Consider the following 22,444-nt stretch of genomic DNA (forward strand, 5'->3'; position numbering starts at 1 on the left):
CAACGCGATGACGACCCTGCCCTGGCTCAACCCCGACCGTGCCGAAACCCTGCAACGGATCCTGCAAGAACGCATCCTTGTAATCGACGGGGCGATGGGAACGATGATCCAGCAACACCGATTGGAGGAAGCCGACTATCGCGGCGAGCGTTTCGTCGATGGCTTCGACCGCGATCATTCGATTGATGGCCACGCCCATGGCCCCGATTGCGGCTGCGTCCGCGACCAACGCGGCAACAATGACCTGCTGAGCCTCACCCGACCGGACCTCATCGGCGCGATCCATGCCGAATACCTCGATGCCGGTGCCGACCTGGTCGAGACCAATACCTTCAACTCAACCACCACGTCGCTGGGTGACTACGGCCTGCAGCATCTTGCCCGCGAGTTGAACCAGACCGGCGCGCGCCTGGCCCGTGACGCCTGCGACGCCGCCGAGGCGAAGACGCCGGGCCAACCCCGGTTCGTGATCGGCGTGATCGGGCCGACCAGTCGCACCGCGTCCTTGAGCCCCGACGTCAATCGTCCCGGCTTCCGCGCGGTCAGCTTCGACGACCTGCGGATGGCCTACCGCGAAGCCGCCGATGGCCTGATCGACGGCGGCGCGGACGTATTGATGGTGGAAACGGTGTTCGACACACTCAACGCCAAGGCCGCACTGTTTGCGATTGCCGAGGCGTTCGAGGCACGCGGCGCCCGCCTGCCGGTGATGGTGTCGGGCACGATTACCGATGCCTCCGGGCGCACGCTCTCGGGCCAGACCGCCGAAGCGTTCTGGTACTCGTTGCGCCATGCCGAGCCGCTGTCCATCGGCTTGAATTGCGCCCTGGGCGCCAAGGAGCTCCGCCCCCACGTCGATACCTTGTCGCGGATCGCCGACACCTGTGTCAGCGCCCACCCCAATGCCGGGTTGCCAAATGCGTTCGGCGGTTACGACCAGACGCCCGAAGACATGGCCGAGATGCTGGGCGAGTTTGCCCGCTCCGGATTGTTGAACCTGGTAGGCGGCTGTTGCGGCACCACGCCGGCCCACATCGCCGCGATCGTCGAGGCCGTGCGCGGCGTTGCGCCGCGGCGGCTGCCGGGCCTGGCCGACGCGGCCGTCCCGGCATGACGACCCACGAGGCACCTGGAATGCAACCCACCATCGCCCGCCAGACCCGCCTCAGCGGCCTGGAACCGCTGCAAATCACGCCGCAAAGCAACTTCATCAACGTCGGCGAGCGCACCAACGTCACCGGCAGCGCGCAATTCAAGAAACTGATCAAGGACGACCGCTTCGACGAGGCCGTCGCCGTCGCCCGGCAGCAGGTCGAAAACGGCGCCCAGGTGCTGGACGTCAACATGGACGAGGGCCTGCTGGATTCCGAGCAGGCGATGGTCACCTACCTCAACCTGATTGCCGCCGAACCCGACATCGCCCGCATCCCGGTGATGGTCGACAGCTCCAAATGGAGCGTGATCGAGGCCGGGCTGAAATGCCTGCAGGGCAAGGGCATCGTCAACTCGATTTCGATGAAGGAAGGCGAGGACGAGTTCCTGCGCCAGGCGCGGCTGGTGCGTCGTTACGGCGCGGCCGTGGTGGTGATGGCGTTCGACGAGGAAGGCCAGGGCGACACCGTACAGCGCAAGGTCGATATCTGTTCGCGCGCCTACCGGCTGCTGACCGAAGAGGTCGGGTTCCCGCCCGAGGACATCATCTTCGACCCCAACGTGTTCGCGATCGCCACCGGCATCGAGGAGCACAACGACTACGCGGTCGCGTTCATCGAAGCCGCCCGCGAGATCAAGCGCCGTTTCCCATACAGCCACATCTCCGGCGGCGTCTCCAATGTCAGCTTCTCGTTCCGCGGCAACGAGCTGGTGCGACAGGCCATCCACGTCGTGTTCCTGTACCACGCGATCAAGGCCGGCATGGACATGGGCATCGTCAACGCCGGTGCGCTGCCGCTGTACGACACCCTCGACCCGGAGCTTCGTCACGCGGTCGAGGACGTGGTGCTCAACCGCAACCCCGAGGCCACCGAGACGCTGCTGGCGCTGGCCGAACGCTATCGCGGCAAGAAGGGCGAGAAGCGGGTCGAGGATCTGTCCTGGCGCGAGCAGCCGGTGCGCGCGCGACTGAGCCATTCACTGGTGCAGGGCATCGACCAGTGGATCGTGGAGGACACCGAGCAGGCGCGCGCTGAAGCCACCCGCCCGCTGGACGTGATCGAAGGCGCATTGATGGACGGCATGAATGTGGTCGGTGACCTGTTCGGCGCTGGCAAGATGTTCCTGCCGCAGGTGGTCAAATCGGCGCGGGTGATGAAGAAGGCCGTGGCCTACCTGCTGCCCTTCATCGAGGCCGAAAAACTACGCACCGGCGACACCGGCAAGACCAACGGCAAGATCGTGATGGCCACGGTGAAGGGCGACGTCCACGACATCGGCAAGAACATCGTCGGCGTGGTGCTGGCCTGCAACAACTTCGAGGTGATCGACCTGGGCGTGATGGTGCCTTCCCAGGTCATCCTGGATCGCGCCATCGCCGAGAACGCCGACATGATCGGCCTGTCCGGCCTGATCACCCCCTCGCTGGAGGAAATGGGCCACGTCGCCCGCGAGATGCAGCGCCAGGGCTTCACCATGCCGTTGCTGATTGGCGGTGCGACCACGTCGCGGGCGCACACCGCGTTGAAGATCGACCCGTTCTACAAGCCGGCCACGATCTGGGTGAAAGACGCCTCGCGTGCCGTCGGCGTGGCCCAGACCATGATCAGCGCCGAACAACGCGCTGCCTTCGTGGCCACCACCGCATCCGATTACGCGGAGATCCGCGAGCGCCATCGCAAGCGTGGCAACGGGAAGCGGCTGGTATCGCTGGAGAAGGCGCGCAGCCAGCGTTTCCAGGGTGGCTGGGACGACTACACCCCGCCCGCACCGAAACAGCCCGGCCTGCATGTATTCGACGACTACCCGTTGACCGAACTGGTTGAGTTGATCGACTGGACCCCGTTCTTCCAGGCTTGGGAACTCGCGGGCCGCTATCCGGCCATCCTCACCGACGAGGTCGTCGGTGCGTCCGCCAGCGACCTGTTCCGCGATGCGCAGGCGATGCTCAAGCGGATCATCGACGAGAAATGGCTGACTGCGAAGGCCGTGTTCGGACTATGGCCAGCCAACAGTGATGGCGACGACATCGTCGCCCAGGTCGATGGCAAGCCGGAAACGATCCATTGCCTGCGCCAGCAAGTCGACAAGCCCGTTGAGCGCCCGGATTTCTGCCTGGCCGATTTCATCGCCCCACAAGACAGCGGCAAGCAGGACTGGATCGGCGCTTTCGCCGTGACCGCCGGGATCGGAATCGAGCCGCATATCCAGCGCTTCGAGGCCGACCACGACGACTACAACGCGATCCTGCTCAAGGCGCTGGCCGATCGCCTCGCCGAAACCCTGGCGGAGCGACTGCACCAGCGGGTGCGCACCGAGTTCTGGGGCTACGCGCCGGATGAGTCACTCGATGCCGAAGCACTGATCGACGAGAAGTACCTCGGCATCCGCCCCGCCCCCGGCTACCCGGCGTGTCCCGAGCACAGCGAAAAGGCGACGATCTTCCGCCTGCTCGACCCGACCACCAACGCCGGCATGACCTTGACCGAAAACTTCGCGATGACGCCGGCCGCGGCGGTCTCTGGCTTCTACTTCAGCCACCCGCGCAGCCAGTACTTCGTGGTCGGCCGGGTGTCCAAGGAACAGGCAGTCGATTACGCCCGCCGCAAGGGCGTCGACCTGGCCCAAGCCGAACGCTGGCTGGCATCGAACCTCGACTACGATCCGGAATGATGTTCCTCGCCCGACGGGCCTGCGCTTCTGGAACCACCGCCACGCTGGAACGACGGGTGCGAATGCCCTTGGGTGTGAAATAAAGGAGGAGGCACCGGCTTCATCGGTGCCGGGGGACATTCGCACACAAGGGCATTCGTTCCCGGCGCCCCGGCCACCCCGCAGATGGATCGAATCGGAGCTGGAGTATCACCAGACCAGGTCGTCAGGCACCTGGTACTGCGGGTCGGCGTAGGGACCGTCGGCGACAGGCGCATCGGGATCGACCTTCAGGGCGACCGATGGCGCAAAGACCTGCTCGGCCTGTGCCAGCAACTCGGCGGTGACCAGCAGGTAACGTCCGTCCATCTGCAGCACCCCCAGCTCACCGGCATTCAGCGCCTTGAGCTGGTCGGCGGTCACGTGGATGCGCTTGATCTTGCCGCCGTAGGGGAAATGCCGGGCGATGTCGGCCGCTTCGGCATTGAGGGCCATGCCTTTCACCATCTCGGCCAGCTTCGCGCGCGCCTCTCGCCGCTGGCGCGCTTCGTCCTGCTTGGCTTTCTCCGCCGCGATACGCTCGTTCTTCTCGCGCTGGGCGCGGATCGCGTACGCCTTGGCCAGATCGATGTCCTCGCGCGAGCGCGGACTCCCCGGCTTACCTTGCCCTGGCTTACCCTGCCCGCCACGGGATTGCCCTGCCCGGCCAGGCCCCGGACGGGCTGCTCCGGAAGGAGGTGGACTGGACGGTTTCCCAGACCGGTTCGCTGCGGTGCCCGAGCGGTTCGGCGCACCTGGGCGCCGCTCGCCACGGGCATCCGATGCTTTTCGATCCGGGCGGCCGTCGCGCGGGTGGCCTGCAGAACGCTTGGGTTCGGGCGCAGGCTTGAAGCCCAGCCCCAGCAGCTGATCGCGAAGAGTGTCGTTCATAGGGGTCGTCGGGTCCGGACGGAAGCCCGGACGCGGCCTTCAATAATGGGGTGGTGGTGGTTCGCTGGATGGATCAGCTGAAAGCGGATTGGCGGCAACCGAGACCCGCAATTGCCGCAGCTCCTGCAACGCACGATGCAATAACAGCGCATTGCCTGCTTCCTCGTCGCGAGCCGCCGCCAGGGCATCGCTGAGTTCGCCAATGCTGTGCTCCTGGAACGACAGCCGCGTTTCCAGCTCGACCAGCCGTTGCTCGACACTGGTGCCAGGACGATCGCTCATCGGCGCACCCTGCCCGCTTGACCTGCATCCTGATCGCCCGCCGCCAGAATCGAGCGGCCACGACCAATGCCGTAATAGGCGATACCCGCCGTTTCCACTTCGTCTGGCGGATACAGGTTACGCCCGTCGAAAATGACCGCGTCGGCAAGTTCCTCGCTGAGGCGGGAGAAGTCCGGGCTGCGGAACTGCTTCCACTCGGTCACCACCACGAGCGCATCGGCACCGGACAACGCGGCGTACTCCGAATCGCACAACAGCAAATCCTCGCGATCGCCGAAGATGCGGCGAGTTTCGGCAGCCGCCTCGGGATCGAACGCCTGCACCTTCGCACCGACCGACCACAGCTGCTCCAGCAATCGACGGCTGGGCGCGGCGCGCATGTCGTCGGTATTGGGTTTGAACGCCAATCCCCATACCGCCACGGTCTTGCCCGCCAATGCATCGCCATAGTGACGTTGCATCAACTCGAAAAGATGATCTTTCTGGCGCTCGTTGACCTTCTCGACCGCATTCAGCAGCCGAGGCTCATGACCATATTGGTGGGCAGTGCGGGCCAATGCCTGCACATCCTTGGGAAAGCACGAGCCGCCGTAACCGGCGCCGGGATAGATGAACTGCCAACCGATACGCGGATCCGAACCGATGCCCTGGCGCACCATTTCGACATCCGCGCCGACCCGTTCAGCGATGTGGGCGATCTCGTTCATGAAGGAAATCTTGGTCGCCAGCATGGCGTTGGCGGCGTACTTGGTCAGCTCGGCAGAGCGCACGTCCATCACCACGAAGCGGTCGTGACTGCGCACGAAAGGCGCATACAGGTGCCGCATCTTATCCACGGCATCGAGATCATCGGTGCCCAGGATGATCCGGTCCGGCCGCATGAAATCGTTGACGGCATCGCCTTCCTTCAGGAACTCGGGATTGGACACAACCTCGAAATCAATCCGGACGCCGCGTTTGTCCAGCTCGGCCGCGATCGTCGCGCGCACGGTGTCCGCGGTGCCTACCGGGACGGTCGACTTGTCGACCACCAACGTCGATTGCGACAGGTGCTGGCCGATGGTCGCCGCCACTGCCAGGACGTACTGCAGGTCCGCGCTACCATCCTCGTCGGGCGGCGTGCCCACGGCGATGAATATCACCTCGCCATGAGCAATCGCATCGACCGCATTGGAGGTGAACTGGAGTCGGCCGGCCGCGTGGTTGGCTTGCACCATCGGGGTCAGGCCCGGCTCGAAGATGGATACCTCGCCGCGGTTAAGCCCGTCCACCTTGGACTGGTCGATATCGACGCAGACCACGTCGTGACCCACCTCCGCCAGGCAGGTACCGGTTACCAATCCGACGTAACCGGTCCCGAAAATACTGATCTTCATATACGCCCCGTTCGACACCGCTGCCGCAGCGGTGGTGGCTCATCTTATTCGGTCGGTGCCTGGACGATTTCCTGCAGCTCGACCTCGAACACCAACACCGCGTTCGGGCCAATCGGGCCACCCGGGGTGCCAGTAGCGCCATAGCCCAGCTCACCGGGAATCCAGAAGCGGTACTTGCTGCCCACCGGCATCAATGCGATCCCCTCCTGCCAACCCGGCACCACCTGCTGCAACGGGAAGACGGCCGGCTCACCACGATCGTAGGAACTGTCGAAAGTCTCGCCATCCAGCAAGGTGCCCTTGTAATGCACCTTGACCAGGTCATCAACGGTCGGTTTCGGACCCGTACCCTCGGTCAACACCTGGTACTGCAAGCCCGACTCGGTCGTCTTGACGTCCGGCTTCTTGGCATTGGCGGCAAGAAATGCGGCGCCCTCGGTCTTGTTCTTCTCGGCCGTGGCAGCGGCTTCCGCCTCACGTTGCGCCTGCAGGCGCTCGCCGAACGCCGCTGCAACCTCACTCGCCTGCTCGTCGGTCATCAGCGATTGCCCCCCATCCAGATGGGTCTTGATCGCTTTGGCGAGCGTGTCGACGTCGATCTCGTCCTTGATCTGCTCCAGCGACTTGGCCATGTCCATGCCGATCATGTAGCTGACCTGATCCTTCTGGGTGGGCAGGCCCTTGATCTCCGGTGTCTCAGCCGATGCGCCGTCGGCGGCCTTGTCAGCGGTCTCGGCGGTGGTCTTGTCCTCCGGCTGGCACGCGGCAATGGCGAGGGTCAGGCTGGCGGCGGCCAGTAGGGCTGTGGCGGGACGGGCAAATCGCATCATCGGGTCGTAACTCCTGGTGTCAAAAGGCGCGGGCGGCGTTGTCGCCGACGCGCGCAAGCGTCGTACTGTGTCGCCCCGGGGCTGAACAAGCCCCATCGGACGACCGCGTTGTCATACCTGGATTGCTAGTCGAGGATCGACTGCAACTCGACATCGAACACGAGGGTCGCATTCGGGCCGATCGGACCACCGGGCGTGCCCTGGCTGCCGTAAGCCAGGTTGCCGGGAATCCAGAAGCGGTACTTCGCACCCACCGGCATCAGGCCCAATCCCTCGGTCCAACCCGGAATCACCTGGTTCAGGCCAAACTGGGTCGGCTCGCCGCGCTCGTAGGAGCTGTCGAATACCGTGCCGTCAAGCAACTTGCCCTCGTAGTTGACCTGTACCCGGTCGCTCGGCTTCGGCCGTAGGCCCGCGCCCTGGCGCAGAACCATGTACTGCAAGCCGGATGGGGTGCTGAAAACCCCCTTGACCTGCTTGTTCTGGGCCAGGAACTTCTCGCCTTCAGCCTGGTTGGCGCCTGCCTGTCGCTCCGTGCGTGCCGCCATCTCACCTTGCATCCGCTGCGCGAACGCGTCGCGCACGCTGGTGAGTTGGCCCTCGTCCAGCAACAACGTTTCACCAGAGAACGTGGCGCGCACGCCCTGCAGCAGCACCGGCAGGTCCAGCTCGTCCTTGATCGTCACCAGCGAGCGGCCGACATCGGCACCGACCAGGTACGCCACCTTCTGCTTGTCGACCTCGGGGATCGTCGCATCCGCCGGCGCCTTGCCGGCCCGCGAGGCAATACGCATCATCAGCGCGCGCCCGGTCTCCTGCGCCTCGCCCTGGTCGATCAGCGGCTCCTTGCCCTGGAAGGCATTGCCAATGGCACGCTCGAATGCCGCCAGGTCGATGTCCGGTGCGGCCGGAGTAATCGAGCGGGCAATGTCATGGCCAACCATGTAACTGGTTTTTGCGCGATCGGTGCTGAGCACGGCGTTATCCTGGGTTGAGACGCCCTGCGCATGGGCGGTGGTGGCGGAAACCATCGCAACACAGGACAGCGACGCGGTGGTCAAAAACACGGCAACGCCGCGTAGGAAGGGTGTCATCCGGTGTGCTCCTGTCGAATCGCAAGAATGGTGACGAAGGTGGCGACGCAAAGACGCCATTGTCGCGGCCGGAGACGATACCCGCAATCGTGAACGATAAACGGATCCGCGCGCCCCTCCCGAAAAACATTGTTGACAAGGCGTGTTCTGGTGTTATAGTTGCATACAACACCGACTAACCAAAGGCAGTGTCCCATGAACCGCAAGCTTCACAACACGCTTCCCGCGCTGACGGCCAGTGCTGCGTTGCTGGTGTCGGGACTGATTGCCATGGCGCCGGTGATGCAGCCGGAGGCGTCGGAAAACGCGACGTCAACGCTCGATCCCGCCGTCACGGTACAGACGGACGCCGATTCGCCGCGTACCACCACAACCAAGTCCAATCACCTGCGGATGTTCGCAATGCCTTATTTCTCATTTATCCCGCGGGGTTGACCCAATGACCGCATTCCAATGGAGCGATGGCGCTCCGATCTATCGCCAGCTGAAAGAACGCGTCGTGGCAATGATGCTCGACGGCGTGCTCAAGCCCGGCGACGCCCTGCCCTCGGTAAGGCAGGTCGCCGCCGAGTACCAGCTCAATCCAATCACCGTCTCGCGCGCCTACCAGGAGTTGGTGGACGAGGCACTCGTCGAAAAACGCAGGGGTCTGGGCATGTACATGACCGAAGGTGCGGCAAAAAAACTGCTGGCAAGCGAGCGCGATCGCTTCCTTACCGAAGAATGGCCCCTGGTGCTGGAGCGCATCGCGCGCCTGGGACTGGCTGTGGAAGAGTTGCTGGGCCCAGGTCTGTCCAAGGAGAACGCGCAATGAGCCCCTCATCCTCTCGCTCGGCTGTGGCAACGACCGAGCCGACGTTGGCCGGCACCGTGGTCAGCGCACGCAACCTGCGCAAGGCCTACAAGAACAAGCTCGCGCTCGACGACACCACGTTCGAGATCCCGGCCGGACGCATCGTCGGCCTGATCGGCCCCAACGGCGCCGGCAAGACCACCGCACTCAAGGCGATGCTCGGCCTGATCCCGTTCGAAGGACAGATGACCGTGCTCGGTCGCGACCCTCGCACCTCGCGTGACGAGTTGATGCGTGATGTCTGCTTCATCGCCGACGTTGCCGTGTTGCCTCGCTGGATCCGGGTGCGCGAGGCGATCGACTTTGTCGCCGGCGTCCACCCGCGCTTCGATCGCGCCCGCTGCCAGCGCTTCCTGAAAGGCACCCAACTCACACCGAAGATGCGCGTGCGTGAAATGTCCAAGGGCATGATCGTGCAGCTGCACCTGGCGCTGGTGATGGCGATCGACGCCAAGCTGCTGGTCCTGGACGAGCCGACCCTGGGCCTGGACATCCTGTACCGCAAGCAGTTCTACCAGCGCTTGCTGGAGGACTACTTCGACGAGGACAAGACCATTGTGATCACCACCCACCAGGTCGAAGAAGTCGAGCACATCCTGACCGACGTGATGTTCATCAGTGACGGCAAGATCGTGTTGAGCAGCGAAATGGACGCCGTCGGCGAGCGCTTCACCGAAGTGCTGGTCAACGCCGACCATGCCGATGCGGCCCGCGCGCTGACGCCGCTGGATGAACGCTCCCTGCCGTTTGGCAAGACCGTGATGCTGTTCGACGGCGTACCACGCGAGCAGTTGGCCGGCCTCGGCGAGATCCGCACTCCGGGCCTGGCCGACCTGTTTGTCGCCACCATGAAAGGGACCTACGAATGAACGCTGTCGTCCAAACCCAAGCACCCCGGCCCAACCCACCGGTAGCGGCGTCCCATACCACCCATAAATTCAAGTTGTTGCTGCGGCGCGAATTCTGGGAGCACAAGGGCGGATTCCTGTGGGCCCCATTGATCGCCGGCGGCATCTCGTTGTTGTTGACGTTGATGGCGGTCATCGTCGCCGAGGTCGCCGCTCGACGCGCCCTGGGCCGGGGCGACCTGATGATCGACGGCGATATAGTCGTCAACGGGTTGGACATTGGCGCGCTGACCGGCAAGCTCGATGCCGGGCACATGCAACAACTGGCCCAAGGGCTGGATTTCTCATTGCTGCTGTCGTCGTTCTGGCCTTTCGTGGTGCTGTCGTTCGTGGTGTTCTTCTACTGCCTGGGCGCGCTTTACGACGACCGCAAGGATCGCAGCGTGCTGTTCTGGAAGTCGCTGCCGCTGTCGGACACCCAGACCGTATTGTCCAAAGTCGCCAGCGCCACGATCGTCGCCCCGCTGCTGGCCATCGTGATGGCATTTGCCACGATGGTCGGGTTCATGGTGCTGGTGAGCGCGCTGGTGCTGCTGCACGGCGGCAATCCGATCACCCTGTTGTGGGGGCCGGCTAACCCGTTGTCGGTCAGTGCAAGCCTGTTCGCCGCCCTGCCCGTCTATGCCTTGTGGGCGATGCCGACCGTCGGCTGGCTACTACTGTGCTCGGCATGGGCCCGCACCAAACCGTTCCTGTGGGCCATCATGATTCCGCTGTTCGCGGGCATCTTCGTCAGCTGGTTCGACCTGATGGAACTGTTCGACTTGGACAGCTCGTGGTTCTGGTCCAACGTCGTGGGTCGCATGTTGCTGGGTACGATGCCCGGTATTGATCTGGCTTATCGCAACAATGTGCTCGATGTTTCCGGGCCGGACGGCGCCCAGGCGTTGTTGCATGCCTTCTCCGCGCAGAACGTCCTGTCCAGCCTGGCCATGCCCGGGTTGTGGATCGGCGTGGTCGCCGGCGCGGTAATGATCTTCGCCGCGATCCGCCTGCGCCGCTGGCGCGATGAAGGCTGATCCGATCTCAACACAGAGAACCATGACATGAACCTATCCGTCATCAATTTGAGTCTCGCTGCGGCACTGGTCGCAACCCTCGCCGCGTGCGAGCCGTCACCAACGCCGGCACAGAATGCGCCGGCGCCGGCACCGGCCGCCGTCACGATGCCCGATGGCGCGCCGCAGACCGTGATCGGCAAGGCCGCCCAGCGGGCAATCGAAAAGGCGCGTGACGAACTGGCACGCTCCAACATCAACCTCAACAACGAGTTCAGATACGACGGCGACCGTGGCCAGACGGTCGCCAAGACCAGCGACAAGGATCCGGCCGATCCACGCGCCAACGCCGAACTCACCCCGCAAGGCGAATTGCTGCTCGATGGCCGCAAGGTCGAAACCACCCCTGCGCAGCACGCATTGTTGGTGCAATACCGCCAGCAGATCATGGACGTGGCCGAAACCGGCATGGCCTTGGGCGTGCAGGGCGCCGATCTGGGCGGAAAGGCGATCCGCGAAGTCGTTAATGGCCTGCTGAGCGGCAATCCCGAGCAGATCGACGCCAGGATCGAGGCCGAAGCCGCCAAGCTTGAGGCCAATGCGATGCGACTGTGCTTGCAACTGCCGGCGCTGCACGAGACCCAGCAGCAACTAGCCGCCGCACTGCCGGAGTTCAAGCCGTACGCGACCCTGGCGAAGGAAGACCTCGAGGATTGCCGCGGCGGCAGCTTCACCACCCAATGAACCCCGCCCGGGCTCCATTTCCCAGCTTTATCCCAAAGGAGAAAACCATGCGCAAGACCCTGCTTGGCTGCGTGCTGATGTTGCCACTGGCGGCCTTCGCCCAACAGAAGTGCGAGCACACACGGGCGTTCGAACTAAGCCCCGACCTGGCCGGCATCGAGACCGTGGTGTTCGAGGTCGGCGGCTTCGATCTCGACCTCAAGGCCGCGGCCGGTGCGTCGGCGCAACTGCAAGGCAAGGCCTGCGCATCCAGCGCGGAGAAGCTGGAGCAACTGCAATTCCAGCACCAGCGCCACGGCGACAAGCTGGTGGTGTCGATGGACGGTGACGGTGACGGTGACGGTTGGCAGTTCAGCCTGTTCGGCAACAACTACGCCTACATGCAGCTGACGGCCACCCTGCCCGACGATGTGGCGGTCCAGGTCGACACCGGTTCCGGCGATGCCGACATCGACGGCGTGGCCAGCCTCGACCTGGTGGTCGGTTCCGGCGATGCCGATGTGCGCCGCGTTCCCGGATTGGTGAGCGTGGTGGTCGGCTCCGGCGATGCCGAATTGGCCGGTATCGGGCCGCTGGAAGTCGGATCGGTGGGGTCGGGCGACCTGGAGGCCCGCGACGTGGCCGGCGACGTCAAGATCGGCAGCATCGGTTCCGGCGACATCGACCTGGCCCGGGTGAAAGGAAGTGTCCAGGTCGGCACGATCGGTTCGGGCAGCCTGGACGTCGATACCGTCAGCGGCGACCTGCGCGTACGCAGCATCGGCAGCGGCGACGTCAATCACCGCGATGTGGCCGGGACGCGCGACCTGCCGGGACAGGGCTGACTAAACAAGCCCGGGTAAACCAGCCTGACTAAACCAGAGCTGATCGTTGTAGGCGCGGCTTCGGCCGCGACCTGCCTGTCCCGCAACTATTTGTGGATACCGCCGCGGGTCAGCGCGACCGGATCCAGCAGCCGGCGCAGCGCCTGCTCGGTCATGCCGGTGACTTCCATCGCCACCTCCAGCACCGGACGCTGTTGCTTGTAAGCCTGCTTGGCAATGGCCGCCGCTTTCTCGTAACCGATCACCGGGTTGAGCGCGGTGACCAGGATCGGGTTGCGTTGCAGCGCTTCGGCGACGACGTCGCGACGCACCTGCAGGCCGGCGATCACGTTGTCGGCCAGCAACCGCATCGTGTTGCCCAGCAGCCCGATGGAGTCCAGCAAGTCCAGCGCGATCAGCGGCAGCATCACGTTGAGCTGGAAGTTGCCGCTCTGCCCGGCCACGGTAATGGCGGTGTGGTGACCCATCACCTGCGCGCAAACCATGCAGGCCGCCTCCGGGATCACCGGATTGACCTTGCCCGGCATGATCGAACTGCCCGGCTGCAAGGCCGGCAATTCGACTTCGCCCAGCCCCGCCAATGGCCCCGAATTCATCCAGCGCAGGTCGTTGGCGATCTTCATCACCGCCACCGCCAGCACACTGAGCTGCCCGGACAACTCCACCGCATCGTCCTGCGATGCCAACCCTTCGAACTTGTTCTCGGCCGACTCGAACCGGGTTTTGCTCAGCGATGACAATGCCTTCGCCATCGCCTTGCCGAAGCGCGGATCGGCATTGATGCCGGTGCCGATGGCCGTGCCACCGATGGGCAGCCGTCGCAGACGCTTGAGTGCGTCCTCGATCCGCGCTTGCGCCGAGGCCAGCTGCGCCGACCACGCGCCGAACTCCTGACCGAAGGTCAATGGCATCGCATCCATCAAATGCGTGCGGCCGGTCTTGGTGACCTTGCCCAACGCCTTGCCGCGACGGTCGATCACCCGTCGCAGGTGCTTGAGCGCCGGCAGCAACGACTCGACCGTCGCCAGCTGCGCCGAAACCCGCAGCGCGGTCGGAATCACGTCGTTCGAGCTCTGCCCCAGGTTGACGTCATCATTGGGATGCACCGCCTTGCCACGCACCGAACGCGAGGCGAGCGTGGCGATCACCTCGTTGGCATTCATGTTGCTGGAAGTGCCGGATCCGGTCTGGAACACGTCGATCGGGAACTGGGTGTCGAACTCGCCTTCGGCCACCGACAGGGCCGCCTTGCGGATCGCCGCCGAACGTCCCTTCGGCAGCAGGCCCAGATCACCATTGACCTGCGCCGCCGCCGCCTTGACCAGCCCCAGTGCGCGGATGAAGCCGCGCGGCATCGGCCGGCCGGAGATCGGAAAGTTCTCTACCGCGCGCTGGGTCTGCGCGCCCCACAAGGCATCGGCGGGCACCTGGAGCTCGCCCATGCTGTCGTGTTCGATGCGGTAATCCTGCTTGGCCATGACGTCCTCCGTATGAGAAGCCGAGGATACGCCGCCGCGACTCCCGCCTCGCGCTAGAATGCGTGACTGCCTCCCACACGCCCCAAAGCCATGCCCGCCAACGTTGAATCCCAACTGCTCGCCCTGTCTCCGCTCGATGGCCGTTACGCCGGCAAGGTCGATGCGCTGCGGCCGATCTTCTCCGAGTTCGGCCTGATCAAGGCACGGGTCAAGGTCGAGGTGGAATGGCTGCTGGCACTGGCCAATGAACCCGGCATCGAGGAACTCGCGCCGTTCTCGGCCGAAGCCACCGCACGGCTGCGCGAGCTCGCCGACGGGCTTTCGGTGGAGGACGCGGCGCGGGTCAAGGAAATCGAACGCACCACCAATCACGACGTCAAGGCGGTCGAATACCTGATCAAGGAGCGACTGAAGAACGACGTCGAACTGGGCCCGGCGCTGGAGTTCGTGCACTTCGCCTGCACCTCCGAGGACATCAACAACCTCAGCTACGCGCTGATGCTGAACGAGGCGCGGCAAACGGTGCTGCTACCCAGGCTTGACCAGTTGATCGAGAAGCTGCGCGCGATGGCGCACGAACACGCGGCGTTGCCGATGCTCTCGCGCACCCACGGACAGACCGCGTCGCCGACCACCGTTGGCAAGGAGCTGGCCAACGTCGTCGCCCGCCTGCGACGCCAGGGCGAGACTCTCGCTGCCGCTCCGATGCCGGGCAAAATCAACGGCGCGGTCGGCAACTACAACGCCCATGTCGCCGCGTACCCGGACGTCGACTGGCCCGCGTTCTCGCAACACTTCGTGCACTCGCTGGGCCTCAATTGGCAGCCTTACACCACCCAGATCGAGCCGCACGACGGCATCGCCGAGATCTGCGATGCCCAGCGTCGCATCGACACCATCGCCATCGACCTGTGCCGCGACATCTGGGGCTACATCTCGCTGGGCTATTTCAAGCAATCGGTGAAGGCCGGCGAAGTCGGCAGTTCGACCATGCCGCACAAGGTCAACCCGATCGATTTCGAGAACGCCGAGGGCAATTTCGGCATCGCCAATGCCCTGTTCGGGCATTTCGCGGTCAAGCTGCCGATCAGCCGCTTCCAACGCGACCTGACCGACTCGACTGTATTGCGTGCGCTGGGCACCGCGTTTGGCCACGCCCTGATTGGTTACGACGCATTGCTGCGCGGCCTCGACAAGCTGACCGCCAACCCGGAGCGCCTCGCCGCCGACCTCGATGCGAGCTGGGAAGTGCTGGCCGAGGCCGTACAGACGGTGATGCGCCGTCACGGCCTGCCCAATCCCTACGAACAGCTGAAGGCGCTCACCCGCGGCCACGGCATCAACGAGGCCTCGATGCGCGAGTTCATTGATGGTCTCGAGCTGCCGGCCGATGCCAGGCAACGCCTGCGCGATTTAATCCCCGCAACTTACATTGGCCTTGCAGAAAAACTCGCAAAGGAAATCTGACGCATGCGCGCTGCATTCGCTCTTGCTGCGCTGCTCGCGTTGCCCGCCTGCGCAGATTCCTCACCGCAACCTGCAGTCGATCCTGCGCTACCGACTGTCACACCGGTCAACGTTCCGGAATGCCCTGCTGATGCCGGCGTGATGGACGGTTGGAACGACCGTGCGCCACCACGCAAAATTTTCGGAAACGTGTATTACGTCGGAACCTGCGGCATCACTGCATTGCTGGTGACTTCGTCCCAAGGCCACATACTGCTCGACGGCGCCACCGAGCCAGGCGGCCCGGCGATTGCCGCGAACATCGAAGCGCTGGGCTTCAAGCTCGCGGACGTGAAATTCATCCTCAACTCGCACGAGCATTCCGACCATGCTGGTGGCCTTGCCTATCTGCAACGCGTCACCGATGCGCTGGTTCTGGCGCGCGAACCGTCCGCTGCGACGCTGGAACGCGGAGCGAGCGATCGCGGCGATCCTCAGTTCGGTGTGCTGGACAAATTCCCGCCGGTGGCGAACGTGCAAGTGCTGCCCGACGACCAGACCGCCCGCATCGGCGATCTTGCACTAACCGCACACGCCACCCCAGGCCACGCCCCGGGCAGTACCAGTTGGACGTGGGCTTCCTGCGAGAGCTCGCATTGCCTGCAGATGGTTTATGCGGACAGCTTGAGCGCGGCTTCGGACAAGACCTACCGTTTTTCCGATCACGCGGATTACCTCGCCGCGTTCCACCGCAGCATCGACACGGTTGCGTCACTGCCCTGCGACATCCTGATTTCGCCGCATCCACTGGTCTCCGACCTGTTCACACGCTTCGACGGCAAGGCGCCGTTGATGGATGCCGACGCATGCAAGCGCTACGCCGAAGACGCGCGCACCAACCTCGAACAACGCCTGCAAGACGAAAAGCACCACAGCGTCCCATGATCGAAGTCCACGCCACCGCAAAGCATTTCCTCGGTATGCCGCCAGCGAAGTTCCTGCGCGAGTACTGGCAGAAGAAGCCGCTGCTGATCCGCAACGCATTTCCGGATTTCGACTCGCCGATGCAACCCGATGACCTCGCAGGCCTGGCCTGCGAGGACGGCGCCTTGTCGCGGCTCATCTCCCACGACAAGCCCAATGACCGGTGGACGGTCAGCCACGGGCCATTCCCGGAGGAGATGTTCCCGGGCCTGCCGCACCAGGACTGGACCTTGCTGGTACAGGACGTGGACAAGTGGGATGCGGACGTCGCCGAACTGATCGGACACTTCAATTTCCTGCCGCGCTGGCGGATCGACGACGTGATGGTGTCGTTTGCCGCGCCTGGCGGTTCGGTGGGCGCGCATGTCGATCAGTACGACGTGTTCCTGCTGCAGGCGGTTGGCCACCGCCGCTGGGAGATCGATGCGAGCGACAGCCCGCCGATGGACTTTCGCGACGACGTCGAGCTGCGGTTGCTGCAGCAGTTCACGCCCAGCCACGATTGGATACTCGGCCCCGGCGACATGCTTTACCTGCCGCCGGGAGTACCCCATCACGGCGTCGCCGAGGATGCCTGCCTGACGTTTTCGTTTGGCATGCGCGCACCGTCGGCTTCGGAGCTGCTGGGCGACCTGGCCGACACGTTGACGGTGGATGCGGACGAATCACTGCGCTACCGCGACCCCGACCTTGCACCCGCCGATGACCCCGGCGAGATCGATGCGACCGCGATGGCGCGGGTACTGGCCGCGCTTGATCAACTGCGCACCAACGACCCCGAGCGGCTGGGCGACTGGTTCGGCAACTTCATCACCGTGTACCGCAACGCCGTCGACGTGGCCCCGGCGCAACTGCCACCCGGCGAGCTTCCCCGCTCGCGGATCGAGGTCGAATGGGACCTTCAGCACGGCGCGACCCTGCATCGGCATCCTTACTCGCGCATGGCCTGGCGCAAGACGACCAGCGGCGCACGATTGCATGCCAATGGCGAAGGCCACTGGCTGCCAGCCGCCGACGCGAGCCGGATTGCCAATACCAACGTCCTGGATGGCGCGACTTACGCCGCCCTGTCCGAAGGCGGCCGCAACTGCGTCCTCGGCCTGATGGAAGCCGGCCACTACCACCTCGCGCTCCTGGAGGACGAAGACGAGTGAGTCCGACACCGGCTTTCCACGTCGAGGCGATCGATTACGCCAGCGGCCTGTCCGACCTGCGCACGGTCCGGGAATCCGTGTTCGTGCACGAACAGGGCGTTCCGCTGTCGCTGGAATGGGACGAGCTGGACCCGCGCTGCCACCATGTCATCGCCCGTGACCTGGAAGGCAAGCCGATCGGCACCGGCCGGCTCACCCCGGATCATTGCATCGGCCGGATGGCGGTGTTGAAACACTGGCGCGGATGCGGCGTTGGTGACGCACTGTTGGGCGCCCTGATCGAGCAAGGCCGGAGCCTGGGCTGGCGCGAGCTGTCATTGCATGCCCAGGTACAGGCGATCGACTTCTATGCGCGCCACGGTTTCCTGCCGCACGGCGAACGGTTCCAGGAGGCCGGCATCGAGCATCAGGCGATGCGCGTCAGTCTCGCTAACTGAACAGGGGCGAACCCAGAGCCGGCGTTATCGGCAACACCGCGTCTTTTTCGTGCCTGTCAAGGGCCTCCCCGCGGGTTCTAACGGCTATAATTCGAAGCCTTGGGTGTCTGAATAGCCGCAATCAGGCCAATCCGGCGCTCTCAACTTCCCTCCCTGACGAGTTTCGCGACGCCATCGTGGCCAATCTCCTGAAGCAGTTCTCGCAGTCATCACAACTGGGCGCCAGCGGCGCATACATCGAAGACCTCTACGAGCAGTATCTGGTCTCACCGGAAAGCATCGAACCTGGTTGGAAAGCCTATTTCGACGGCTTTCAGGGTCGCCAGGCGGGTGACGTACCACATTCGGCCGTCATCGCCAGCATCACCGAGGCCGCCCGGCACGCCGGCAAGTCCAGCGCCACTGGCGCCGCAGACGAGCGCGAACGCTTCGTGGGCAAGCTGATCACGGCGTATCGCTCGCGCGGCCACCTGGGTGCGAACCTGGATCCGCTCGGCTTGTTGCAAAAGCCCGATGCGCCCGACCTGAACCTCGGCTTCCATGGCCTGTCCGGCAGCGACCTGGCCGACGAGTTCAGCACCGGCGGCGTGGCTGGCCAGGATCGGATGAAACTGGGTGACCTGCTCAGCCTGCTGCAGGCGACCTACACCGGCTCGATCGGCAGCGAGTTCATGCATATCGCCGATGCCGAGCAACGGCGCTGGCTGTACAGCCGGCTGGAAAAAGCCGCCGGCAAGTACCACCGCAGCACCGAAGACAAGAAGCGCATCCTGGAGCGGTTGACCGCCGCGGACGGGCTGGAGCGTTACCTGCATACCAAGTACGTCGGCCAGAAGCGATTCTCGCTGGAAGGTGGCGACGCGCTGATCCCGCTGATGGACACCGTCATCCGTCGTGCCGGCGAGCAAGGCACCCAGGACGTCGTGATCGGCATGGCCCATCGCGGCCGCCTGAACGTGCTGATCAATACGCTGGGCAAATCCCCGCGCAAGCTGTTCGACGAGTTCGAAGGCAAGTTCGACCATGTCGAGCTCGCCCACACCGGCGACGTGAAGTACCACCTCGGCTTCAGTGCCGACGTCGCGACTCCCGGCGGTCCGGTGCACCTGGCGCTGGCGTTCAACCCCTCGCACCTGGAGATCGTTGACCCGGTGGTCGTCGGTTCGGTTCGCTCGCGCCAGACCCGCCGCAGCGACACCGGCCGCACCCAGGTGTTGCCGATCCTGATCCACGGCGATGCCGCGTTTGCGGGACAGGGCGTGGTGATGGAGCTGTTCCAGATGTCGCAGGCCCGTGGTTTCCGGGTCGGCGGCACCGTCCACATCGTGATCAACAACCAGATCGGCTTCACTACCAGTGACCACGAGGACGCCCGTTCCACGCTGTACTGCACCGACGTGGCGAAGATGGTCGGCGCGCCGGTCCTGCACGTGAACGGTGATGATCCCGAGGCGGTGGCATTTTGCGCCGAGCTCGCGCTCGACTTCCGTAACACCTTCGCCAAGGACGTGGTCATTGACCTGGTCTGCTACCGCCGCCACGGTCACAACGAGGCCGACGAGCCTGCCGCCACGCAACCGGTGATGTACCAGGCGATCCGCCAGCACAAGACGCCGCGGGAGCTGTATGCCGACCGGCTGATCGCCGAAGGCACCCTGAGCGCCGACGATGCCAAGGCCGTGGTCGACCAGTACCGTGACAAGCTCGATGCCGGAGAGGTCACCACCGACCTGGTCACGGTCAAGCCCGATGAGTTCACCGTCGACTGGACCAAGTTCCTCAAGGGCACTCTGGCCGACATCGTCGACACCACGTTCGATCGCGACAACCTCAACCAGCTGGCCAAGCGGATCAACACGATCCCCGCCGACGTCAAGCTGCACCCGCGCGTGGCCAAGATCTACGAAGACCGTCGCAAGATGTCGGCCGGCGAGCAGGCCGGTGACTGGGGCTTTGCCGAAAACCTGGCCTACGCGTCACTGCTCAGCGAGGGTTACAAGCTGCGTCTGGTCGGCCAAGATTGCGGTCGCGGCACATTCTTCCATCGGCACGCCATCCTGCACGAGCAGACCAGCGACGAGTACTACCTGCCGCTGCGCGAGCTGGTGCAGAACCCGCTGGACGTGGAAATCATCGACTCGCTGCTCAGCGAGGAAGCGGTGATGGCATTCGAGTACGGTCACGCCACCGCAGACCCGGACACCCTGGCCATCTGGGAAGCGCAATTCGGCGACTTCGCCAACGGCGCCCAGGTGGTGATCGACCAGTTCCTGTCCTCTGGCGAAGCCAAGTGGGGCCGGCTGTGCGGCTTGGCGCTGTTCTTGCCACATGGTTACGAAGGCCAGGGCCCGGAGCACAGCTCGGCACGGCTTGAGCGGTTCCTGCAATTGTGTGCGCTGGACAACATGATGGTGTGCACGCCGACTACCCCGGCGCAGGCGTACCACATGATCCGCCGCCAGATGCGCATGCAGACCCGCAAGCCGTTGGTGGTGATGACGCCCAAGTCGCTGTTGCGCCACAAGCTGGCGGTATCGTCGCTGGACGAGCTGGCCACCGGCAGTTTCCAGACCCTGATCCCGGATGCCAAGGCCGATCCGAAGAAGATCAAGCGGGTCGTGGTGTGCGGCGGCAAGGTGTATTACGACCTGCTGGAAGATGCGACCAAGCGCGGCGCCGATGACGTGGCCATTATTCGCGTGGAACAGCTGTACCCGTTCCCGCGCGAGGCACTGGCCGCCGAACTCAAGCGCTTCTCATCGGCCCGGGAAGTGATCTGGTGCCAGGAGGAGCCGCAGAACCAGGGTGCGTGGTATCAGATCGGCCATCACCTGACCTTCTGCCTGGCACCGAAACAGACCTTGCACTATGCCGGTCGCCTGCGATCACCCTCACCGGCGGTCGGCCACATGAGCGATCATCTCGCGGAACAGGCCCAGTTGGTCGCCGACGCGTTGGTGAATCCCGCCCAGGGCAACCCGGCTCCCGAATAACCGCATGCTTGTTCCGCTACTCTCAACCCTTCGCCATTCGTCCCACTTTCAAGTTACCCAGGATGTCTTTCCATGAGCACCGAGATCAAAGTTCCGGTCCTGCCCGAGTCCGTCTCCGACGCCACCATCGCTACCTGGCACAAGAAACCAGGCGATGCGGTCAAGCGTGATGAGAACCTGGTCGACCTCGAAACCGACAAGGTTGTATTGGAGGTTCCCTCCCCGATTGATGGCGTGCTCAAGGAAATCAAGTTCGACACTGGCGCGACGGTGACCAGCGAGCAGGTACTGGCGGTCATTGACGACGCCGCGGCGCCCGCGGCCGACGCCGGCGACAAGAAAGCCGGGAAGATCGACAGCAAGAACGATGCCGCTGCGACCGACGTGGCCCAACCGGTACAGCCCAAGGACGAGGCACCCAAGGCGGCCAAGGCTCCTGCGGCCGCCGGCAAGTCCGCGGACCTGCCTCCCGGTGCACGATTCACCTCGAACAAGGAAGGCATCGATCCGGCCAACGTCGACGGCACTGGCCGCCGAGGTGCCGTGACCAAGGAAGACCTGCTCAACTACGCGAAAAATGCCGGCGTCGGCAAGGCCGGTGGTGCGCGTCCGGAAGAGCGTGTCCCCATGACCCGGATGCGCGCACGCATCGCCGAGCGCCTGATGGAATCAAAGAATTCCACCGCGATGTTGACCTCCTCCAACGAGGTCAACATGAAGGCGGTCATGGACATGCGCAAATCCCAGGGCGAAGCGTTCAAGAACGCCTACGGGATCAAGTTGGGCTTCATGAGCTTCTTCGTCAAGGCTGCCGCCAACGCGCTGCAGCGCTACCCGCTGGTCAACGCATCGGTAGATGACAAGGACATCATCTATCACGGTTACGCGGATATCTCGATCGCAGTGTCGACCGACCGGGGCCTGGTCACGCCGGTGCTTCGCAATGCCGAGTCGATGAGCTTCGCCGAAGTCGAGCAGGCCATCGACGGTTACGCCAAGGCCGCCCGCGAAGGTGGCCTGAAGCTGGAGGACCTCCAGGGCGGCACCTTCACCATCACCAATGGCGGCACGTTCGGCTCGTTGTTCTCGACCCCGATCATCAACCCGCCACAAAGCGCCATCCTGGGCATGCATGCCATCAAGGAACGCGCGATCGTGGAGAACGGCCAGGTGATCGCCGCGCCGATGATGTACATCGCATTGAGCTACGACCATCGCATTGTCGATGGCAAGGATGCGGTGCTGTTCCTGGTCGACATCAAGAACCAGCTCGAGAACCCGCATCGCATGCTGCTGGGCATGTAACCAA

Annotated in this window: 20 protein-coding genes; 14 read left to right on the top strand and 6 right to left on the bottom strand. The window is 64.2% G+C overall.

Annotation, left to right across the window (positions count from 1 at the left end):
* The first annotated feature begins 7 nt into the window (after positions 1-7).
* Both ACW5DN_RS04835 and metH read left to right on the top strand, forming a co-directional pair.
* Positions 8-1,114, top strand: coding sequence for a homocysteine S-methyltransferase family protein (locus ACW5DN_RS04835; RefSeq protein ID WP_456961612.1), 1,107 nt, complete (start codon positions 8-10; stop codon positions 1,112-1,114).
* A gap of 20 nt (positions 1,115-1,134) precedes the next feature.
* The gene (gene metH / locus ACW5DN_RS04840; protein ID WP_456961613.1) at positions 1,135-3,825 is read left to right on the top strand and encodes a methionine synthase; all 2,691 of its coding nucleotides are present in this window, start codon (positions 1,135-1,137) and stop codon (positions 3,823-3,825) included.
* 189 nt (positions 3,826-4,014) lie between these two features.
* Here the strand turns inward: metH and ACW5DN_RS04845 are convergent, their stop codons facing one another.
* The 5 genes from ACW5DN_RS04845 to ACW5DN_RS04865 all read right to left on the bottom strand — a co-directional run bounded on the left by ACW5DN_RS04845 (position 4,015) and on the right by ACW5DN_RS04865 (position 8,316).
* Positions 4,015-4,734, bottom strand: coding sequence for a DUF2058 domain-containing protein (locus tag ACW5DN_RS04845; RefSeq protein WP_456961614.1), 720 nt, complete (start codon positions 4,732-4,734; stop codon positions 4,015-4,017).
* Between the two features lie 39 nt (positions 4,735-4,773).
* Entirely contained in the window at positions 4,774-5,016 is a 243-nt protein-coding gene (locus ACW5DN_RS04850) for a SlyX family protein (RefSeq protein WP_456961615.1), read from the bottom strand.
* Complete coding sequence (locus ACW5DN_RS04855; RefSeq protein ID WP_456961616.1) at positions 5,013-6,392, bottom strand: UDP-glucose dehydrogenase family protein; 1,380 nt, start codon at positions 6,390-6,392, stop codon at positions 5,013-5,015. Before ACW5DN_RS04855 ends, ACW5DN_RS04850 begins: the two co-directional genes overlap by 4 nt.
* A gap of 44 nt (positions 6,393-6,436) precedes the next feature.
* Positions 6,437-7,222, bottom strand: a complete 786-nt coding sequence (locus ACW5DN_RS04860) for an FKBP-type peptidyl-prolyl cis-trans isomerase (protein WP_456961617.1) — start codon at positions 7,220-7,222, stop codon at positions 6,437-6,439.
* A 125-nt stretch (positions 7,223-7,347) separates the two neighbouring features.
* A complete protein-coding gene (locus ACW5DN_RS04865; protein ID WP_456961618.1) occupies positions 7,348-8,316 on the bottom strand; it encodes an FKBP-type peptidyl-prolyl cis-trans isomerase N-terminal domain-containing protein in 969 nt (322 codons plus the stop codon).
* Positions 8,317-8,511: 195 nt separating this feature from the next.
* On the opposite strand from ACW5DN_RS04865, the gene ACW5DN_RS04870 reads away from it, so the two are divergent.
* From ACW5DN_RS04870 to ACW5DN_RS04895, 6 genes are read left to right on the top strand one after another with little or no spacing between them, the layout of a single operon-like run.
* Positions 8,512-8,751 carry a hypothetical protein gene (locus tag ACW5DN_RS04870; RefSeq protein ID WP_456961619.1) on the top strand — a complete coding sequence of 80 codons (240 nt, stop codon included), beginning with the start codon at positions 8,512-8,514 and terminating at the stop codon, positions 8,749-8,751.
* Between the two features lie 4 nt (positions 8,752-8,755).
* Entirely contained in the window at positions 8,756-9,130 is a 375-nt protein-coding gene (locus tag ACW5DN_RS04875) for a GntR family transcriptional regulator (protein WP_456961620.1), read from the top strand.
* Positions 9,127-10,038: an ABC transporter ATP-binding protein gene (locus tag ACW5DN_RS04880; protein ID WP_456961621.1), complete on the top strand. Its 912-nt coding sequence runs from the start codon at positions 9,127-9,129 to the stop codon at positions 10,036-10,038. Before ACW5DN_RS04875 ends, ACW5DN_RS04880 begins: the two co-directional genes overlap by 4 nt.
* A complete protein-coding gene (locus ACW5DN_RS04885; RefSeq protein WP_456961622.1) occupies positions 10,035-11,096 on the top strand; it encodes a hypothetical protein in 1,062 nt (353 codons plus the stop codon). Before ACW5DN_RS04880 ends, ACW5DN_RS04885 begins: the two co-directional genes overlap by 4 nt.
* 27 nt (positions 11,097-11,123) lie before the next feature.
* The gene (locus tag ACW5DN_RS04890; protein ID WP_456961623.1) at positions 11,124-11,819 is read left to right on the top strand and encodes a hypothetical protein; all 696 of its coding nucleotides are present in this window, start codon (positions 11,124-11,126) and stop codon (positions 11,817-11,819) included.
* Positions 11,820-11,866: 47 nt separating this feature from the next.
* Positions 11,867-12,643 (top strand): DUF4097 family beta strand repeat-containing protein, encoded by a 777-nt coding sequence (locus ACW5DN_RS04895; RefSeq protein WP_456961624.1) that lies wholly within the window; start codon positions 11,867-11,869, stop codon positions 12,641-12,643.
* Positions 12,644-12,729: 86 nt separating this feature from the next.
* Here ACW5DN_RS04895 and ACW5DN_RS04900 read toward each other — a convergent pair whose 3' ends face one another.
* Complete coding sequence (locus ACW5DN_RS04900) at positions 12,730-14,121, bottom strand: class II fumarate hydratase (protein ID WP_456961625.1); 1,392 nt, start codon at positions 14,119-14,121, stop codon at positions 12,730-12,732.
* 90 nt (positions 14,122-14,211) lie between these two features.
* Here ACW5DN_RS04900 and purB point away from each other — a divergent pair, with 90 nt between their 5' ends.
* The 6 genes from purB to sucB all read left to right on the top strand — a co-directional run bounded on the left by purB (position 14,212) and on the right by sucB (position 22,440).
* A complete protein-coding gene (gene purB, locus ACW5DN_RS04905; RefSeq protein ID WP_456961626.1) occupies positions 14,212-15,588 on the top strand; it encodes an adenylosuccinate lyase in 1,377 nt (458 codons plus the stop codon).
* Between the two features lie 3 nt (positions 15,589-15,591).
* On the top strand, positions 15,592-16,512 hold the full coding sequence (gene bla, locus ACW5DN_RS04910) for a subclass B3 metallo-beta-lactamase (RefSeq protein WP_456961627.1): 921 nt from the start codon (positions 15,592-15,594) through the stop codon (positions 16,510-16,512).
* Positions 16,509-17,705 (top strand): JmjC domain-containing protein, encoded by a 1,197-nt coding sequence (locus tag ACW5DN_RS04915; protein ID WP_456961628.1) that lies wholly within the window; start codon positions 16,509-16,511, stop codon positions 17,703-17,705. The genes bla and ACW5DN_RS04915 overlap by 4 nt, the downstream gene beginning before the upstream one ends.
* Entirely contained in the window at positions 17,702-18,142 is a 441-nt protein-coding gene (locus tag ACW5DN_RS04920) for a GNAT family N-acetyltransferase (RefSeq protein ID WP_456961629.1), read from the top strand. The genes ACW5DN_RS04915 and ACW5DN_RS04920 overlap by 4 nt, the downstream gene beginning before the upstream one ends.
* Before the next feature lie 176 nt (positions 18,143-18,318).
* Positions 18,319-21,135 carry a 2-oxoglutarate dehydrogenase E1 component gene (locus ACW5DN_RS04925; RefSeq protein WP_456961630.1) on the top strand — a complete coding sequence of 939 codons (2,817 nt, stop codon included), beginning with the start codon at positions 18,319-18,321 and terminating at the stop codon, positions 21,133-21,135.
* 72 nt (positions 21,136-21,207) lie between these two features.
* Positions 21,208-22,440 carry a dihydrolipoyllysine-residue succinyltransferase gene (gene sucB / locus ACW5DN_RS04930; RefSeq protein ID WP_456961631.1) on the top strand — a complete coding sequence of 411 codons (1,233 nt, stop codon included), beginning with the start codon at positions 21,208-21,210 and terminating at the stop codon, positions 22,438-22,440.
* The last annotated feature ends 4 nt before the right edge of the window (positions 22,441-22,444 follow it).

It is taken from the genome of Lysobacter sp. A289 (assembly GCF_054072675.1).

Bases quoted from the DNA above. Each gene is read 5' to 3' on its own strand.
- ACW5DN_RS04835 (WP_456961612.1), top strand. From the start codon at position 8: ATGACGACCCTGCCCTGGCTCAACCCCGACCGTGCCGAAACCCTGCAA.
- metH (WP_456961613.1), top strand. From the start codon at position 1,135: ATGCAACCCACCATCGCCCGCCAGACCCGCCTCAGCGGCCTGGAACCG.
- ACW5DN_RS04845 (WP_456961614.1), bottom strand. From the start codon at position 4,734: ATGAACGACACTCTTCGCGATCAGCTGCTGGGGCTGGGCTTCAAGCCT.
- ACW5DN_RS04850 (WP_456961615.1), bottom strand. From the start codon at position 5,016: ATGAGCGATCGTCCTGGCACCAGTGTCGAGCAACGGCTGGTCGAGCTG.
- ACW5DN_RS04855 (WP_456961616.1), bottom strand. From the start codon at position 6,392: ATGAAGATCAGTATTTTCGGGACCGGTTACGTCGGATTGGTAACCGGT.
- ACW5DN_RS04860 (WP_456961617.1), bottom strand. From the start codon at position 7,222: ATGATGCGATTTGCCCGTCCCGCCACAGCCCTACTGGCCGCCGCCAGC.
- ACW5DN_RS04865 (WP_456961618.1), bottom strand. From the start codon at position 8,316: ATGACACCCTTCCTACGCGGCGTTGCCGTGTTTTTGACCACCGCGTCG.
- ACW5DN_RS04870 (WP_456961619.1), top strand. From the start codon at position 8,512: ATGAACCGCAAGCTTCACAACACGCTTCCCGCGCTGACGGCCAGTGCT.
- ACW5DN_RS04875 (WP_456961620.1), top strand. From the start codon at position 8,756: ATGACCGCATTCCAATGGAGCGATGGCGCTCCGATCTATCGCCAGCTG.
- ACW5DN_RS04880 (WP_456961621.1), top strand. From the start codon at position 9,127: ATGAGCCCCTCATCCTCTCGCTCGGCTGTGGCAACGACCGAGCCGACG.
- ACW5DN_RS04885 (WP_456961622.1), top strand. From the start codon at position 10,035: ATGAACGCTGTCGTCCAAACCCAAGCACCCCGGCCCAACCCACCGGTA.
- ACW5DN_RS04890 (WP_456961623.1), top strand. From the start codon at position 11,124: ATGAACCTATCCGTCATCAATTTGAGTCTCGCTGCGGCACTGGTCGCA.
- ACW5DN_RS04895 (WP_456961624.1), top strand. From the start codon at position 11,867: ATGCGCAAGACCCTGCTTGGCTGCGTGCTGATGTTGCCACTGGCGGCC.
- ACW5DN_RS04900 (WP_456961625.1), bottom strand. From the start codon at position 14,121: ATGGCCAAGCAGGATTACCGCATCGAACACGACAGCATGGGCGAGCTC.
- purB (WP_456961626.1), top strand. From the start codon at position 14,212: ATGCCCGCCAACGTTGAATCCCAACTGCTCGCCCTGTCTCCGCTCGAT.
- bla (WP_456961627.1), top strand. From the start codon at position 15,592: ATGCGCGCTGCATTCGCTCTTGCTGCGCTGCTCGCGTTGCCCGCCTGC.
- ACW5DN_RS04915 (WP_456961628.1), top strand. From the start codon at position 16,509: ATGATCGAAGTCCACGCCACCGCAAAGCATTTCCTCGGTATGCCGCCA.
- sucB (WP_456961631.1), top strand. From the start codon at position 21,208: ATGAGCACCGAGATCAAAGTTCCGGTCCTGCCCGAGTCCGTCTCCGAC.